At 39.9% G+C, this 17,189-nt stretch carries 13 protein-coding genes; all 13 read right to left on the reverse strand.

The window, feature by feature from the left end; genetic code table 11:
• Window positions 1–46: 46 nt before the first annotated feature.
• Window positions 47–907, reverse strand: coding sequence for a carboxylating nicotinate-nucleotide diphosphorylase (nadC, locus tag MUW56_RS11795; protein ID WP_292013383.1), 861 nt, complete (start codon window positions 905–907; stop codon window positions 47–49).
• 12 nt (window positions 908–919) lie between these two features.
• Window positions 920–2,491, reverse strand: coding sequence for an L-aspartate oxidase (gene nadB, locus MUW56_RS11800; RefSeq protein ID WP_292013384.1), 1,572 nt, complete (start codon window positions 2,489–2,491; stop codon window positions 920–922).
• A 30-nt stretch (window positions 2,492–2,521) separates the two neighbouring features.
• On the reverse strand, window positions 2,522–3,148 hold the full coding sequence (locus tag MUW56_RS11805) for an NAD(P)H-dependent oxidoreductase (protein WP_292013385.1): 627 nt from the start codon (window positions 3,146–3,148) through the stop codon (window positions 2,522–2,524).
• A gap of 121 nt (window positions 3,149–3,269) precedes the next feature.
• Window positions 3,270–5,531, reverse strand: a complete 2,262-nt coding sequence (locus MUW56_RS11810; protein WP_292013386.1) for a T9SS type B sorting domain-containing protein — start codon at window positions 5,529–5,531, stop codon at window positions 3,270–3,272.
• Between the two features lie 125 nt (window positions 5,532–5,656).
• The gene (locus tag MUW56_RS11815; protein ID WP_292013387.1) at window positions 5,657–7,912 is read right to left on the reverse strand and encodes a T9SS type B sorting domain-containing protein; all 2,256 of its coding nucleotides are present in this window, start codon (window positions 7,910–7,912) and stop codon (window positions 5,657–5,659) included.
• A 155-nt stretch (window positions 7,913–8,067) separates the two neighbouring features.
• Window positions 8,068–8,544 (reverse strand): ribonuclease HI, encoded by a 477-nt coding sequence (gene rnhA / locus MUW56_RS11820; protein ID WP_292013388.1) that lies wholly within the window; start codon window positions 8,542–8,544, stop codon window positions 8,068–8,070.
• Window positions 8,545–8,583: 39 nt separating this feature from the next.
• On the reverse strand, window positions 8,584–10,176 hold the full coding sequence (gene dnaB / locus MUW56_RS11825; protein ID WP_292013389.1) for a replicative DNA helicase: 1,593 nt from the start codon (window positions 10,174–10,176) through the stop codon (window positions 8,584–8,586).
• 155 nt (window positions 10,177–10,331) lie between these two features.
• Complete coding sequence (locus tag MUW56_RS11830; protein WP_292013390.1) at window positions 10,332–12,473, reverse strand: T9SS type B sorting domain-containing protein; 2,142 nt, start codon at window positions 12,471–12,473, stop codon at window positions 10,332–10,334.
• Window positions 12,474–12,921: 448 nt separating this feature from the next.
• A complete protein-coding gene (locus MUW56_RS11835) occupies window positions 12,922–14,157 on the reverse strand; it encodes an MFS transporter (RefSeq protein ID WP_292013391.1) in 1,236 nt (411 codons plus the stop codon).
• A gap of 92 nt (window positions 14,158–14,249) precedes the next feature.
• Window positions 14,250–14,612, reverse strand: coding sequence for a hypothetical protein (locus MUW56_RS11840; protein ID WP_292013392.1), 363 nt, complete (start codon window positions 14,610–14,612; stop codon window positions 14,250–14,252).
• Between the two features lie 69 nt (window positions 14,613–14,681).
• On the reverse strand, window positions 14,682–16,181 hold the full coding sequence (locus MUW56_RS11845) for a GH3 auxin-responsive promoter family protein (RefSeq protein WP_292013393.1): 1,500 nt from the start codon (window positions 16,179–16,181) through the stop codon (window positions 14,682–14,684).
• A gap of 134 nt (window positions 16,182–16,315) precedes the next feature.
• Window positions 16,316–16,609, reverse strand: a complete 294-nt coding sequence (locus MUW56_RS11850; RefSeq protein WP_292013394.1) for a hypothetical protein — start codon at window positions 16,607–16,609, stop codon at window positions 16,316–16,318.
• Between the two features lie 175 nt (window positions 16,610–16,784).
• A complete protein-coding gene (locus MUW56_RS11855; protein ID WP_292013395.1) occupies window positions 16,785–17,180 on the reverse strand; it encodes a hypothetical protein in 396 nt (131 codons plus the stop codon).
• Window positions 17,181–17,189 lie beyond the last annotated feature (9 nt).

A 17,189-nucleotide genomic window follows, 5' to 3' on the forward strand; every position in this document is an offset into this window, starting at 1 on the left:
ATTGTATTTTTAACAAAATAGGATTGTTTTTGTTAAAAATACAACGCTATTTCACGGCTTTGAGACTCAAATCTATATTTTTAGCTGAGTGGGTAAGGGCTCCGGCAGAGATAAATGTGACCCCTGTAGAAGCGATTTCTTTGAGCATATCGCGGGTAATTCCACCGGAAGCTTCAGACTCGCATGAGCCATTGATCATGTCGACTGCCAGTTTCATTGTTTCGACATCCATATTGTCAAGCATGATTCTGTCTACCTTTGCATTGATCGCTTCCTGAACTTCTTCAAGGTTTCTGGTTTCAACCTCTATCTTTAATTTTTTCTTATTCTGCTTAATGTAATCTTTAGCCATTGCTACCGCGTTGGTAATGCTTCCGTTATAATCAATATGATTGTCTTTCAGCATGATCATATCATAAAGCCCATATCTATGATTGGTTCCTCCGCCGATTGCAACTGCCCATTTTTCGCAGATTCTGAAATTGGGTGTTGTTTTTCTGGTATCTAACAGCTTGGTTTTAGTGCCTACTAATCTTGAATCCCATTCATGAGTCAGTGTTGCAATGCCACTCATTCTTTGCATACAGTTGAGGATCAGTCTTTCGGTAGAAAGAATAGATCTTGCACTTCCGGTTACTATAAGGGCAATATCCCCTGCTTTTGCTAAGTCACCGTCTTTCAGAAAGATTTCAACTTTTAAATTTTTGTCAAAAGTTTTGAAAATAAATTCAGCCAATTCTACACCAGCCAAAATGCAGTCCTGTTTTACCAGAAGTTTTGCGCTTTGTTCCAGCTCTTTCGGAATGGTTGAAAGAGTAGAGTGGTCGCCATCCCGGATGTCTTCTTCCAATGCATTGTTAATAAATGTTTTTAATGCTTTATCGGTAACGTAGCTTGGTCTTTTCATGTGGTATGCTTTTTAGGCTAAATCTTTATTGTAAAATGCACCCTTATTTTCTTTCATTTCCATAGACTGGGTAATGATAAGGTGTGCAACGGTTGTTAGGTTTCTTAATTCTGAGAGTTGTGGAGAAAGTATAGAGTAGTGGTAGATTTCATCTACAGCTGCTGCAATTTCCTGATGCTTTTGCAAGGCCATATTCAAACGTCTGTTGCTTCTCACAATTCCCACAAGGTCGCTCATCATTTCCTGAAGCTGTTTTCTAAGGTAGCTGATAATGACCATTTCATCCATGATTTTCATTCCTTCCTCATTCCATTCCGGAACAGCTTTCAGATCATCGAAGTTAAAATGGTTCTCATTCAGCAGTTCTGCTGTTTTCATCGCAGCATTATGGCCAAACACTAAACCTTCGAGCAGGGAGTTGGAGGCCAGCCTGTTGGCTCCATGCAATCCTGAATTGGTACATTCGCCAACGGCAAAAAGGTTTTTAATGGATGACTGCCCGTCTCTGTCTACCTCAATACCTCCCATCAGGTAATGGCAGGCAGGAACAACAGGAATTAACTGCGTGAAAGGATCGATCCCTTCGTCTTTACATTTTTTATAAATATTGGGGAAATGCTCCAGGAACTTTTCATGATTCATTTCGCGGCAGTCGAGACCTACATACTCGTCCCCTGAAACTTTCATTTCGTTGTCAATTGCTCTGGCAACGATGTCTCTTGAAGCGAGTTCTTCCCGTTCATCATATTTGTGCATGAACTTTTCCCCTCTTTTGGTTCTTAATTTCGCACCATCACCGCGTACCGCTTCAGAGATGAGGAAGAGCATTCCATCAATTTTACTATATAAGGCTGTAGGATGAAACTGATAGTACTGCATATTGGACACCTTTCCCTTCGCCCGTGCTACGAAAGCTATTCCGTCTCCGGTTGCGATCTTAGGATTGGTGGTATTTTTGTAAACGTGTCCGGCTCCTCCGGTAGCTGCCAGTGTAATCTTAGAAGTGATTTTCTTGATTGTTTTGGACTTTTCATCCAGAATATAAGCTCCATAGCAATGAATGTCTCCCTCGTTCAGTTCTTTACCCGGAACATGGTGCTGGGTAATGATATCGATCACATAATGATGGTCTAAAATTTCAATGTTTGGGCTGTTATTGGCTGTTTCCAATAAGGCTCTTTCAATTTCAAATCCGGTGATATCTTTGTGATGAACAATCCTGTTTTCGGTATGGCCTCCCTCTCTCCCTAAAGCAAATTCGCCGTTTTTCATATCAAACTGGGCGCCCCACTCGACAATTTCATTAAATCTTGCCGGAGCTTCTTTCACTACCATTTCTACCACATCGCGTTTGTTTTCACCGTCTCCGGCCCTCATGGTATCTTCGATATGCTTTTCAAAATTATCTTTTTTGAAATCTGTAACTACGGCCAGCCCGCCTTGGGCATATTTCGTATTGCTTTCGTCTTCGTCAGATTTTGTTACGATAATGATTTTGGCATCAGGGAGTTGTTCGGAAACTTTAATGGCATAGGAAAGTCCGGAAATGCCGGAACCAATTACTAATACATCCGCTTTTATCATAGGCTTGCTTTAGGTACAATCGTTTAAAGATTACATAAATTTAAACAATTTTTCGTTTGGTTTTCTTACTTTTTTCATGTGCTGGAAATGATCTTCTTCAGAACGGTAGCCTAAAGCGAGGGTAACGGTTACTTTTTCTGTTTCGGGATTTATATTCAGAATCTCTTCTATAAGATCCTGCCGGAAGCCTTCCATTGGGCAAGTGTCTATATTTTCAATAGCAGCGGCATACATAAGATTCGCCAATACAATATAAGACTGCTTTTCTGCCCAGTTGAAAATTTCATCCTGTGTTTTCTGTACAATATGTTGATTAATGCTGTTTCTGAAGGGTTCAAGCTTTTCTACCGAAGTCTGACGTATTTCAGAAATATGATTAAAATAGCCTTGAACATAGCTCTCTTCAATTATTTTTTTTGAAATAATAACAACAAGGTGAGAACAGGTGGAGATTTGTGATGGATTATAAAAAGCCGGAATTAATTTCTGTTTCATCTCCTCACTTTCAACCACTACAATTTTATAGGGCTGAAGACCCAATGAACTTGCAGACAGTTTCCCTGACTCAAGAATATTGAAAAGGGTTTCTTGAGGAATGATTTGATGATTAAATTTTTTTACAGAATATCTTCTGCTTAAAGCTTCCAAATAATTCATAGGACAAATTTAAGAATTGAATATGAATAAAATGGGTTTAAAATGAAATATATCCTCTTAAATAATATAAAAAATCACTCCCGGTAAAGGAGTGATTTTTTTATGATAATGGCTGGTTCTCTTAATCTCTGTTTTTGACCATGATCCATCCTGAGAATTTTATTGGGGTACTGATTTTATTGTTCTCATTCCATGTTACGGAATACCAGTAACTTCCTGTAGGAACTCTTCTTCCGTTTGCTGTTCCATTCCATATGTATCTGTTGGTTTTATCAGCTTTGAAAAGCTGCACGCCATATCTGTCATAAATGTTGACTTCCAGGTTCTGTTTATGGGCTAAAGCAGAATAATCTACCACATCATTGATGCCGTCATCATTAGGAGTGATTACGTTGATAAGATTAGGAACCGTGATATTGATTTCGATTGGGGCACAATTATAACTGTCTTTTACAAATACTTTTGCCTCGCCTCTGGAAACATTGCTGAATATGTTAGAGTCTTGCCAGTTAACATTGTCCATTGAATATTGATAAGGGGGCGTTCCTCCGTTTACATACACGGTAACTGTATTTCCCGAAATATCAATGCTTGTCACAACAGGATTTTCAGATGCATATACTTTTACGGTTTGTACGGCAACGCAGTCTCCTGTTTTAAGCTTAACCCAGTAGGTGCCCACTCCTACATTGCTGATGGTTTGAGTGGTGGCTCCTGTGCTCCATTCGTAGCTTTTAAATCCTGGCCCCGCATCTAATGTTGTCTTGCCTTCCATGCAAATGATTTTATCCTTTAAAACAGTGGAAAAGGTTGGCGGAATAACAGTTAAAGTTACTTTAGCGACTGAGTAGCATCCGTTTGCATTGGTCACTTTAATATAAATTACCCCTGTAGGAGCAATGTATGTTGTAAGATTGGTGGTAATCTCATTGGTTCCGTTAATGGCGTCCGTTAACGATGGGTAATATTTTTTTGTAGTTCCGTTCTGTGTGGTTACTGAAACTCCTGTCAGGTTAAAGGAAGCCGTAGATGGATTGGTTTCTATAGAACATGATCTGATTTCAGCATCATTCACTACCACTACAGGGTAGATGTTTAATGTTATTTTAGCGGTGCTTACACATCCTTGTTGTGTGGTCACCTTTACATATACTGTTGCTGCTGGTGAAACATATACCGCCGGATTGGTAATCAGATTGGTTCCTGCGTTCAGGTCGTAAAGGGAAGGATAGAATTCTTTAGTAACCCCCGGTACAGTGGTTACTGCAGCAGAAGTAAGGTCAAATGTTGCCGTTCCTGCATTGTTATTGTTACATCCGTTGAGAGTAGCGTCACTTGCAGCGAAAGGGGTTGGGTTGAGTTGTATGATTCCATCTCCATTATCACAAAGTGTAGAAGTAGGATCCTTGACCACTACTTTGATGGTTGTATTTCCTGTATATTGGAAAGCTGAAGGATTGGCAATAGGGGTTGAACTTCCCTGTATGTAATAGGTGAAAATATAATTTCCGGGATTATTGACAAATTGATTATTGTAAGAAGTAAGGTCTACGACACCATTTCCTGTCGCTGGATTTGCACAGACGAATGGAGTAACCGTATTGTTCAGAATAGGAACTTTATCTACAAATACTTTAACATTTTTAATGGAGTGTCTGGCACTTGCTCCTCCTGTTGCAGCAGAGAATCCGAAATATCCCTGGGTCATTCCGATGGCGGCACCGGAAGGAGCAAATGATTGATCAACAATTAAAACCCCGTCAATCTTTATTTTAATGATCCAATTGGCTGGGTTAGTGAGATCTGTTTCTCCGTTTACCTCTACATGTTTATAGGTGCTCCCTACAAACGGTTGAGTAGCGTTGAGGTCAGGGGAGTGAAAAGTACTGTTGGGAGTGTTGTTAAACTCTATATTATTTCCGGCAGTGTTGTTGGTGCCATATAATATGTGTACTTTGCTCATTTGGCCCTCGGTCGCGTTGTTGAAGATGTCAAATCCCACCATGAGTCCTGATGCATTCGCAGGGATTCCCAGTCCGCCGCCTGCTACGAAGCCTGTTGGCGGATTGACAAGGTACCAGAATGTAAAGCCATCGCCCCTTCCAAACTGAGCGGTTCCGTTTCCGTCAATTCTGAAATCAAATTCTACTTTCCACTTGTCACAATAGCTTAATGTAATAGGAGTAGATAGTTTTATAGCCCCATATTTACTTGTCTGGTCAGTGGTCAGCCTTATAAAGTCTCCGCTGACAACGGCGTCTGAAACAAGATCCCATCCTGTAGTATTAACTGGATTTCCTGAGAGCTGGTAGGTTTGTGAGTGTATTTTAACAGGCAGACACAATAAAATAGTTAGTAAAAAAATAAGTATATCTTTTTTCATAGTAGATTGGTTGTGGTATTGTTTAATGATTGTTATAATGTGTTATGGCTTGCTTTGAATAAAAATGTTCAATATTCATAAAAAACTATCCTCTTTGAAAAAGGATAGTTTTCATCTTTTGCAGTTTACTCTCTGTTTTTTACCAATACCCATCCTGAGTATTTGGTTTCAGTATTGTTTTTGTTGTTTTCGTTCCATGAGATGGTGTACCAATAAGTTCCGGTAAGGATTTTTTTGCCGGAAGCCGTTCCGTCCCATTTGAAATTTCTTGTTTTATTTGCTTCGTAAAGTTTGTTTCCATATCTGTCATACACGATGAAAACTAAATTTTTCTTGTAAGCTAATGCAGAGTAATCAATAGCATCGTTTACATTGTCATCGTTTGGAGTGATGGCATTGACAAGATTGGGAACCGTAATCTGTACTTCAACAGGAGTACAATTGTAGAAATCTTTCACATAAACCTTTACCTCTCCGCGTTGAAGGCCTGTGAAAATATTGGAGTCCTGCCAATTGGACCCATCAACAGAATATCTGTATGGAGGAGTTCCTCCGGATACATTGATGGTGATTGTATTGTTGTTGATGTCAATGGTTGAAATAACAGGATTGGAAGATGGGATAACTTTTACATTCTGCTTGGTAATACAGTTTCCGGTTTTAAGCAGTACCCAGTAAAGGCCCACATCTACTCCTTTGATAGATTGGGTTTTGGCTCCTGTATTCCATTCATATCCATCGAAGCCCGGACCTGCATCCAGATCTGTTTTGTCACCGATACAGATGATTTTATCTTTCAGAACTGCGGATATAACGGGGGGAAGCACCATCAGATTGATCTTGGTTATGGCAAAACATCCGTTGCTGTCTGTCACTTTTACATATACGACTGTATTTGCCGAAACATACTGCTGAGGATTGGCTATTTCGTTGGTTCCGGCCAAAGCATCAGCGATGGAAGTGTAATATTTTTTGCTTACACCTGCCAATGGGGTTACATTTGCTGTGGTGAGGTCAAATACCGCAGTTGAAATATTGTTCTCGATAAAACAAGACCGAAGAGAGGCTTCGTTGACCTGGGTTTCAGGATAGAAAGCCAAGGTTATTTTTGCAGTGCCTGTACATCCCTGCGGTGTTGTTACTTTGACATATACTGTTCCGGGAGCGGATAGGTAATTGTCCGGAGAAGCAATTTCATTGACGCCTGCATTCAGATCAGTTAAAGTTTTGTAGTATTTTTTAATAGCGCCGGGAACATTCGTTACATTGGCTGTCGTCAGGTTGAAAACGGCGGTGCCAGCTTTGTTGTCATTGCAAGCCAAGAGTGTTTTATCATCAGCTTTAAACGGAGAAAGTACCAGCAATATTTTAGCATCAGGATTATCGCATAAAATCCCTGCATTATCTTTTATGACAACAGTTATGGTTGTGTCGGTATTGTATTGATAATTGGTCGGATTGGCAATAGGCGTAGAGCTCCCTAAAGGATAATAGGTGAAAGTATAGTTTCCTGGCGTGCTGACAAATTGAGAATTGAAAGTTGTTAAATTCACACTTCCGTATCCTGTGGTCGGATCGGGACAAAATGATTGAGTTGCTGTATTCTGCAGAATAGAAACTTTATCCGTGTAAATTTTTACATTTTTAATAGAATGTCTCGATCTTGCCCCTCCTGTAGAGGCTGAAAATCCAAAATAACCCACTGTCATTGAAGCGGCAGTACCTGAAGGAGCAAAAGACTGATTACAGATTACATTGCCATCAATGGTTATTTTTACAATCCAGTTGGTCGGAGCGGCAGGATCTACCTGGGCGGTTACTTCAACATGCTTAAAGGTGGTGCCCTGAAAAGGCAGGGTTGTATTCATGTCCGGTGAGTGAAAAGAACTTCCGGCAACATTGAAAAACTCTACGTTGTTGGTGTCGGTTGTATTGGTCACCTGTCCGTAGGCAACGTGAACCTTGCTCATCGTAGCTGCAGTTGTATTATTATAAGAGTCAAGTCCAACGATAAAACCTACTGCATTTTTGGAAACGCCAAGACCGGAACCCAATACACTGGCAACAGGTGGATTTGCAAGATACCAAAATGCAATTCCGTCACCATTGGAGGTTTGGTTAGAATCCATTCTGAAGTCGAATTCTACCCTCCATTTATCACAGTATTTTAAATTAATCGGATCATTCAGTCTGATAGATCCGGATTGGTGATTGGTGTCAGGAGTAAGCTGAATAAAATCACTATTGACTTGTGTAGGGGAAACCATTGTCCATCCGGTGGTATTGACGGGATTTCCGGTAAGCTGATATGTTTGGGCGAAAGATTTTTCCGATATGAAGAATAGCAGAACAGAAAAGTAGGCCAATAGATTTTTATTCATTTGAGTAGGAGTTTAATTTAATAAGTAAAGATATTAAATCCTAATCAAAAAATATGTATTTAATGTTAATTTCGCTAAAATATTAAATTATTATTTAAAATTTACGGTTTATTATGAGTTAGTGTAAATGTTATTGCGAATTTATATTGATTAAATTAAAATAAAGAATTGTCATCGAGGCCTTCAAAATAGATGTCTATTTCCAGATCGGGAGATTGGGCGGCAGCAACAGCTAATTTGTCGCAAAGTTCGTTTTCGAAATGGCCGGCATGTCCTTTTACCCAATGCATTTTGGGTTGGTGCTTGTTGTATAGTTCAATGAATTTTTTCCAGAGATCCGGGTTTTTTACATTCTTCCATCCTCTTTTTATCCATCCTGTAATCCAGTTTTGATTGACAGCATCCGCTACATATTTACTGTCGGTATAAACATGGATGTCATTTTCTGTGGACTTTAGTTTTTCCAGAGCGGTAATGACGGCCAGGAGCTCCATCCTGTTATTGGTGGTCTTCCGGAAACCTTTAGAAAATGTTTTCTGGTAGTTTTTTTCGGGAACGCGCATAAGAATGCCATATCCTCCCTTTCCGGGATTACCGCTGCAGGCACCGTCAGTATATATTTCGATTTTCAAACTTGTTTTTTTAAATTAGCAGGTTTTCAATTGTACCTTTTAAAAAGGAAAATCATCGTCATCATCAAAATCATTCATGGATGACCCGGAAAGCTGTGAGCTGTCTGGTAAGTCAAATGCTGCACCAGGCTGAATGGTTGTTTTGATTCTGTCAAAACCACTTGGTTCATTGGACCCGAAATTGGAAGGATATCCACCTCCTGCTCCTCCATCAAATGCAGCCTCGATATCTCCAAATTTGGCAAAGTGCTTTAAGAAAGATAATCTCACATCGGCTGTAGCACCATTTCTGTGTTTTGCAATAATCAGTTCGGCCTGGTTTTCTGTAGAAGTTTCCTGCCCCTCTTCATCGTTATCCCATACCGTAATTTTATAATATTCAGGTCTGAAGATGAAAGATACGATATCGGCATCCTGCTCAATCGCTCCGGATTCCCTCAGATCTGAAAGCTGAGGTCTCTTTCCGGGACGGGCTTCCACACTTCTTGAAAGCTGGGATAGGGCGATTACCGGGACATTTAATTCTTTTGCAATCGCCTTCAGGGAACGGGAGATCATGGAGATTTCCTGCTCACGGTTTCCCACGCCTTTTCCGCCTCCTCCTGCGGTCATCAGCTGAAGGTAGTCGACCATGATCAGCCTTACGCCATGCTGCATTACCAATCTCCGGCATTTGGCACGGAAGTCAAAAATGGACAGGGATGGAGTTTCATCGATGTATAATGGAGCATTTTCCAATTCTGAAACATTCGAGAAGAGCCTCTGCCATTCATCGTCATCCAGCGTTCCTTTTCTTAATTTCTCAGAGGAGATTCTGGTCTCAGAAGCGATCATCCTGGTGATAAGCTGTACCGAAGCCATCTCGAGCGAGAAAAGAGCCATCGGGATCTTGTGTCCCACAGCAATATTTCTTGCCATGGAAAGAAGGAATGCTGTTTTACCCATCGCCGGACGTGCCGCAATGATGATAAGGTCAGAATTCTGCCAGCCCCCTGTTTCTTTATCCACATCCCTAAAGCCGGAAGGAACTCCTGAAAGCCCTTGCTTGTCTTTTAAAGATTTAATTGTATCAATAGCCTGTTTTACTAATGAGTTTGCGGTATCGAAACCCTTTTTGATCGTTCCGTTGGTGATCTCAAAAAAAGACTGCTCTGCTTTATCCAAAAGCTCAAAAACATCGGTTGATTCTTTATACGAAGAGTCAATTACGTTGGCAGAAACATTAATAAGACTTCTTAAAATGTATTTTTCAAGAATGACACGCACGTGGTATTCAATATGGGCAGATGAACTTACCCCCATGGTCAGATCGATGATGTAATGATCCCCTCCGGCCTGGCTTAGTTTGTCTTCTTTTTTTAAATCCTGGATAATGGTCATTAAGTCTACCGGGTGGTTACCCTCGTAGAGTTTTAAAATCGTAGAAAAGATGACCTGATGTCTCGGATCATAAAATACTTCAGGAGTAAGAAGGTCAATGGAGTGGTCCAGGCCCTTTTTGTCGATCAAAAAGGTTCCGATAACAAGTCTTTCGAAATCCACTGCATTGGGTGGCATTTTCCCATCCGCAATAGAAAGTTCTTTTGCAAAGTTTCCGTGAGTTAGGGATGATAATGTTTCTTTCTGCGCCATAATGCAAAGATAGTTTATTTACAAAATAATTGAAAAATAGTATTCAACAAATTATCAGGAGTTCTTGTGAAAATACTGTAAACAGGACATTGGGGGTGTTGATAAAAAAAATCACCTCGGTCCGAGGTGATTTTTATGAGAGTATGAATAAAAACTTATTCTTTATTTTTTACCAATACCCATCCTGAGTACTTGGTTTCAGTGTTATTCTTGTCATTTTCATTCCATGAAATCGTGTACCAGTAAGTTCCTGTCGGGATTTTTTTACCAAAGGCAGTTCCGTCCCATGTGAAATTTCTGATTTTGCCCGCCTCATGAAGTTTGTTTCCGTATCTGTCATAGACTATAAAGACAAGATTTTTCTTGTACGCTAATGCTGAATAGTCAATGACATCATTTACGTTGTCTCCGTTTGGAGTAATGGCATTGATGAGGTTAGGAACAGTAACTGTCACCTGAACTGGAATACAATTGAACGAATCTTTTACATATACCGTATTTTCGCCTCTTGGAAGTCCTGTGAAGGAATTAGAGTCCTGCCAGTTAATTCCGTCTATGGAATATTTGTAAGGAGGTACACCTCCGTTTGCAGTCACTTTAATCGTATTGTTGCTGATTTCTATATTGGAAATAACCGGTTGCAAACTGGCGCGCACATGTACTTCCTGAAGGGTTATACATTTTCCTGTTTTCAGTTTTACCCAGTAGGTACCGATTCCCACATTGTTAATAGATTGTGTTGTTTCTCCGGTGCTCCATTCGTATCCGTCAAATCCAGGTCCTGCATCCAGGGTAGTTTTGCCTTCGGCGCAGATTACTTTGTCTTTTAATACGGTAGATTTTACCGGTGGCAAAACAGTTAACGTAATCTTTGCGATATTAAAACACTGTTTTTCATTGGTCACTCTTGCATATACTATAGTGCTGGATGAAAGGTAAGCATCCGGAATGGCAATTGGGTTGGTCTGAGACATGGCGTCTGCCATCGTCTTGTAATATTTTACAACCGTTCCTGTAGGTATCGGGTTGGGAAGCCCGATCGCTGCATGGCTAAGATCAAAGGTTGAGAAATTAACATTATCAGGAATATAGCATTCCTGCAACACCGCATCATTTAATACAACGGTTGGGTGAAATTGTAATCTGATGGTGGCCGTAGCCTTACATCCGAATGCAGAAGTCACTTTTACATATATTGTCGTTTCCGGTGAAATATAACTGGTTGGATTGGTGATTTCGTTCGTTTCCGCATTCATGTCAGCAAGAGTAGGATAGTACTTGATGACTGCTCCGGCTCCTGTAAATACATTGGCTGTTGTCAGGTCATAGGTGGCGGTACCAGCTCCGTTGTTATTGCAGGCCAGAAGGGTGGCGCTATTGGCGGTAATGCTGGCGTCTACAAACTTAAATTTCCCGTTAATGAAACAGCCGTTCATAGGATTGTCCGGGTTGCTCGGGTCGTGATAGGCAATCCTGTAGTAATATGTTTTTACCGCGTCTACAGTAGCTATTGTAAGAGGAGATGCTCCGGTAAGAACATCGTTGATATTGTCGTGATAAGTGACATTGAAGTTCGTATTGTTTCCGTTTACGATTCCTGCAGTAAGGGTTGAAAAATCAAACTGTGTCGGAAGTCCGCACACCATTACTTTGCTTGGCTGTGTAGGATCTGCGGATGGAATTCCCGGAGTGATAAACGGATTAGGTGCTAATGTCGGATCGTTGAATGCTGAACTTAAAGATGCCGTTCCGCTCCAGATCATTGAAAAACCATTGGCTGACCTGGTGTGGTTGTTGATGACCAGATAATAAGTTTCTCCTGCTAATGCATTGATGTATGGGCTCCATTCCGCATTGTTCATTGCTGAACTGTTAGGTGGAAGAACTGCTGGAGGAGCAAGATTTAAATCTAATCCTGTTTCTCCGGTAGCTACCGATCCCCAGTAGTTACATCTTAAAGGTTTAACGAAAACGTGGGAGTCGTTCTGTAAAGATGCACAGCCGCCATTGGTAGGGCCATAGACTGCAAAATCATAATCATCCCTCAGAACGTTAGATTTAATGGTAAAGGCAAGGGTTCCGGAGGTTGCCACTGTGAAAGTGTACCATACCGAGTAGGTCTCATTTACGCTTAAGCATCCCCCGTTTTGATTGAGAATTTCCACAATACTTCCCACTCCGGAAGGAGTATAGGAAATATCAGAGTTCCCACAAATTGGAATTGCCGTGACGCAGTCAGACTGCGAGTAGAACGCCTGCGATATAAATAGAATTAAAAGAAGTAGTATTTTTTTCATTGTTGAAATGATTTTTTAAAACAAAATTGTATTGATGTGGTTACAACAAAATGAGAGCAGCTCTACAGGTAGGTGCTCTTTGCTTTTACGGAAAAGATAAAGATGATAAAGGTTTATTCATAAGCGGTTGTTTTTTATAGCAAATATAGAAAATTATTAAGCTTAAATTGAAAATTTTAATATATTTTTAAATAAAATGACATATTGATTGTTGATTTTGTTTTTTTTCTCTTTACACGGAGACCGGCTTCTGTGATGTTGATTGTGAAAAATCCCTTGATCAGCTGCGGTTGTTGTCTTTTATGTATGATACTGGACGTTTTTCGTAAAGCATAAATGATATACCCACCCATAGGGAAAAGGGGATTTATTCTCTATGGGTGGGTATCGTATTAAATTGGGGCTCAGGTTAACCTGTATTGATGCGGATGTCTTACTGGGAAGAAAATTAATACTGCATCTTTCTTAATTTAGGATTGGTGCTTCCTACAATTAAAGCCACTAAAACAGTCATGGTTCCCCCGAATACAACGGAGCGTACGACTCCCAACAGTTTGGCCATTACTCCGCTCTCAAACTGTCCCATTTCATTACTGGACATAATAAATATTGAATTGACACTTAAAACACGTCCCCGGATATGGTCTGGTGTTTTCAGCTGAACAATGGTTCCCCTGATCACGACGGAAATTCCATCCAGCATTCCACTCATCATAAGGAACATGAAGGACAGCCAATAGAGTTTGGATAATCCGAATCCAATGATACAGAGTCCGAACCCTGTAACAACGACCAGAAGTATTTTACCCTGGTTTTTCCGCAGAGGAACAATGGATAAAATAGTAATGATACACATTGAACCAATATCTGAAGCTGCATTCAGCAAGCCGAAGCCTTCCGCTCCCGAATTGAGGATATCGGTTGCAAATACAGGGATCATAGCCACGGCTCCCCCGAAAAGGACCGCAAACATATCAAGGCATAGAGCTCCTAAAATTTCTTTGGTTTTAAAAATATAGGAAATTCCTTCACGCATACTTTCCACCACATCTACTGAACCTTTTTTATTCTCGGAATGCTGCTTTTTCAGTTGCCAGAAAAATAAAGAAGCCATGAATATGAGGGATAAGATCACGACAAGTGTCCATTTTACTCCGAAATATCCGATAAGAATTCCGCCAATAGCATGTCCGCATACCGATGAAATCAGAAAAGTGGCCTGATTCAGGGTAACCGCGTTGGGGAGGTTTTCCTTTTTTACAATCTTAGGAATCATAGAAGGAACAATAGGCCCAATAAATGCTCTTGCAATCCCTGTGAAAAATATAACCCCATAGATGAAATAGGTAATCTGGTGCCCTGTAAAATGCATTTCTACATTGAGAAATGCCGGGATCAGCAATAATCCTATCAGAAAAATATAGGCATAATTGCAGATAAGCAGGAGCCGTTTCTTTTCATTCATGTCAATCACATGGCCGGCATATAAAGCGCAGCTTACCGCGGGAATAACCTCTGAAAGTCCGATGAGGCCTATGGAAAAAGGATCTTTAGTGAGCTGATAGACCCACCAGCCTAATAAAGTGGCAAGCATTCTGAAAGCTAAAACAATAAAAAATCTCCCGGTAAGAAGATTTCTGAACTCAACATTTTGTAATGTTTGTAACGGGGTAAAGGAAATCATGAACAAAAATAGCCCTAAAAATTTATTTAGGACTATTCATATGTTGATTTTTAAAAGATATAGTAAATATATCCTAAAAGATAAAATCTATTTTAGTCTGCTCTTGTAGCACTGATGACCAATGCAGCAACTCCTGCTGCTCCGATGATGGTGGCACCGGCTGCTATTCTCGCTTTTGATCTGTCTTTTACGGCAGCTACTTTTGATTTGGGAATGACTACTTCTGTACTGTCTTTTTTGCCGGCAGTTCCTACCAGGTTTTCACCTACCACATTTCTGAATAATATTTTTTGTGTTGGAGACCCATCTCTCATCTTGACAACATACACTTTTCCCGCTTCCAGATTAGAGTAATTGTTTTTTGAAATGTCCTCACTGTATTTTGTGGTAGCACAAGATGAAATGACAAATAAAGATGTTAATAAAGACGATTTTAACAGTACAGATGCTTTCATTATTTTCTTTTAGTTTTTCAAATTTATAATTTTTTTCGAATATACGTTTTTGGAATTGAAAAAATATCCTTAAAGTTTGTAAATTTCTAATAGATCTGCAATGTTTCTGTCATTAGCCAATCTTGGGGCTTTATTTTGGCCTCCCAATTTTCCCTGGGATTTGGCATATTCGTGAAATGCGTTTTTCCTGAGTTTTGTGATTTGTAAGGTCTGTAAAATATTTCCTGAAATCAGATCATTATAATAGGTATTCCGATTTCTGAGCTGGCGGTCGAGCTCATTTCGGAAAGCTTCTGTATCTTCCGGTGTTTTTTCAAACTCAATCAGCCATTCATGATAGGGAAGTCCTTCCTTCGGGTTGACCTGTGGGGCAAGATGAAACTCCGTGATCTGGGCAGGGTACTTTTCGAGGGTCGCTTTCATGGCTTCTTCCACTTCAAAAGCAATGACATGTTCACCAAAGGCAGAAGTGAAATGTTTGGTCCTGCCGCTTACCAGAACCCGGTAAGGATTTTTATCAATAAACCGTACAACATCTCCAATAGAATAGGCCCACAATCCGGAATTGGTAGTTAAGATCAGAGCATAATCTTGATGAAGCTCTATATCTTTTAATGATAATCTTCTGGCTCCGGGCTTGCCATATTCTTCCAGCGGAATGAATTCATAAAAGATTCCGTGGTTGGTCAGCAATAGCAGCCCTTCCCTTGTATAATCGTCCTGAAAGGCAAAAAATCCCTCAGAAGCAGGGAAAGTCTGGATGATATCCACTTTACCTCCCAGCAGATCTTCCATTTTATCGCGGTAAGGCTCATAATTTACTCCTCCGGTTACAATAAGCTGAAGATTGGGAAACAACTGTTTGATCTTCCTGCCATGTTTTTCAGTCAGTTTTTCAAAGTACATGATCAGCCATGGCGGGATGCCTGAAATCAGGGTCATATTTTCATGTTCTGTTTCTTCAATGATCTTATCTACTTTTGCTTCCCAGTCTTCCATAATGTTGGTTTCCCAGCTTGGCAGACGGTTTTTTTGAAGATAACCCGGGATATGATGGGCTACAATACCGGAGAGTCTTCCTGTCTTGATGCCAAAAACCTCTTCCAGTTCCGGACTTCCCTGTAGAAATATCATTTTTCCATTGACGAAATCCGCATTGTTTTTTTGAGCGATATAATGAAAAAGAGCACTTTGGGCCCCGGCAATCTGAAATGGCATTCCTTCTTTAGAGATAGGAATGTATTTGGAACCGGAAGTGGTTCCCGATGTTTTGGCGAAATACTCCGGCGTGTCTGTCCAGAGAATGTTGGCCTGTCCTTTTTTTACTCTTTCAATATAAGGCTTCAGGGTCTCATAGTCTGCTACCGGAACTTTCTCCTGGAAATCTTTTACAGAATGGATGTTTTCAAAATTATGCTCCCGTCCAAAAAGTGTTTTTTGAGCAGTATTGACAAGAGAAAGCAGCAGGTCTTCCTGGTTTTTCTCTGCATTTTTTTTGAATTCTCCTGCTTTTTGGACATGTTTTTTTGCCCAAATAAGCGCCGCATTTTTCTTGAAGAAGTTTAACATGCCTCAAATTTATAAATAAGTATAGAATATGGAGTCATTTTTACAAAACCATACATAAAAAAAGCCGATGAAACGTGTTCATCGGCATCTCGAAATTTGATTATGAAAATAACAACTATATGTTAATGTTATGCTTATTTGTTCTCTTTATATCTTTTGTCCGGAGTCCCGTCTTTTTTAAGGTGTTTGCTGTCTTTGTATCTTTTATCCGGGGTTCCGTCTTTTTTTAATTTAACAGCAGGTTGGGCAGGTTTTACTTCAGCCGGTTTTGCTGTTTTCATCGCAGCCGGTTTTGCTTCTGCCGGTTTTGTAGTTTTTACTGTTTTTACAGTTGGGTGAGCCGTAGTATGTGTAGCGGGAGCAGTCTGCTGTGCAGTGGCAAGGCCTAGTCCTAAGATCAGTGACATTGCAGATAATAATTTTTTCATAAGGATTACTGTTTGTTTTTTGTTGAATAAAGATATGCAAAAAGCAAGCTAGAAAACTCGTATTTTTAAACTTAACTAAAGTTTATTACTGCTTAAAAAAAGATTAAAGAGATTACCCTGAAAATAAAAAGCCTGTCTTCAGATATGAAAACAGGCTTGATATATTAATGAATGCTTAGCGGGTACAATTGGCTGTCCAGGTTTTACCATCCTTAATATATAGAATCTTTAACTCATTATTATCAATTCTAATATAAGAAGTGGCATTTGAGCCGATCATGACAAGAGTATGATCTCCTTTTTGCTCAAACTCGATCCCATTAAGGTCGGGAATACTGTTTGAAAAACCAAAATTATACTTGGTACCGCTGGCGATTTTTGTTACAAATACACTTCCGTTGTCGGTGCTGATATTGGTAGACCCGCCGTCATTATAAGAAATGCTTCCTTTGTAAGTCCCTGCAAAGAAATCATTATTGGTGGGATCATCATCACTGCTGCACGACGAAAAAGATAATGCTGTAAAAACCAACAGCATTAATGTTCCTAAGATTTTAATTGCTTTTTTCATAATTTTATT

Origin of the sequence: Chryseobacterium sp., from assembly GCF_022869225.1 — a bacterium.
Lineage (GTDB): Bacteria > Bacteroidota > Bacteroidia > Flavobacteriales > Weeksellaceae > Chryseobacterium.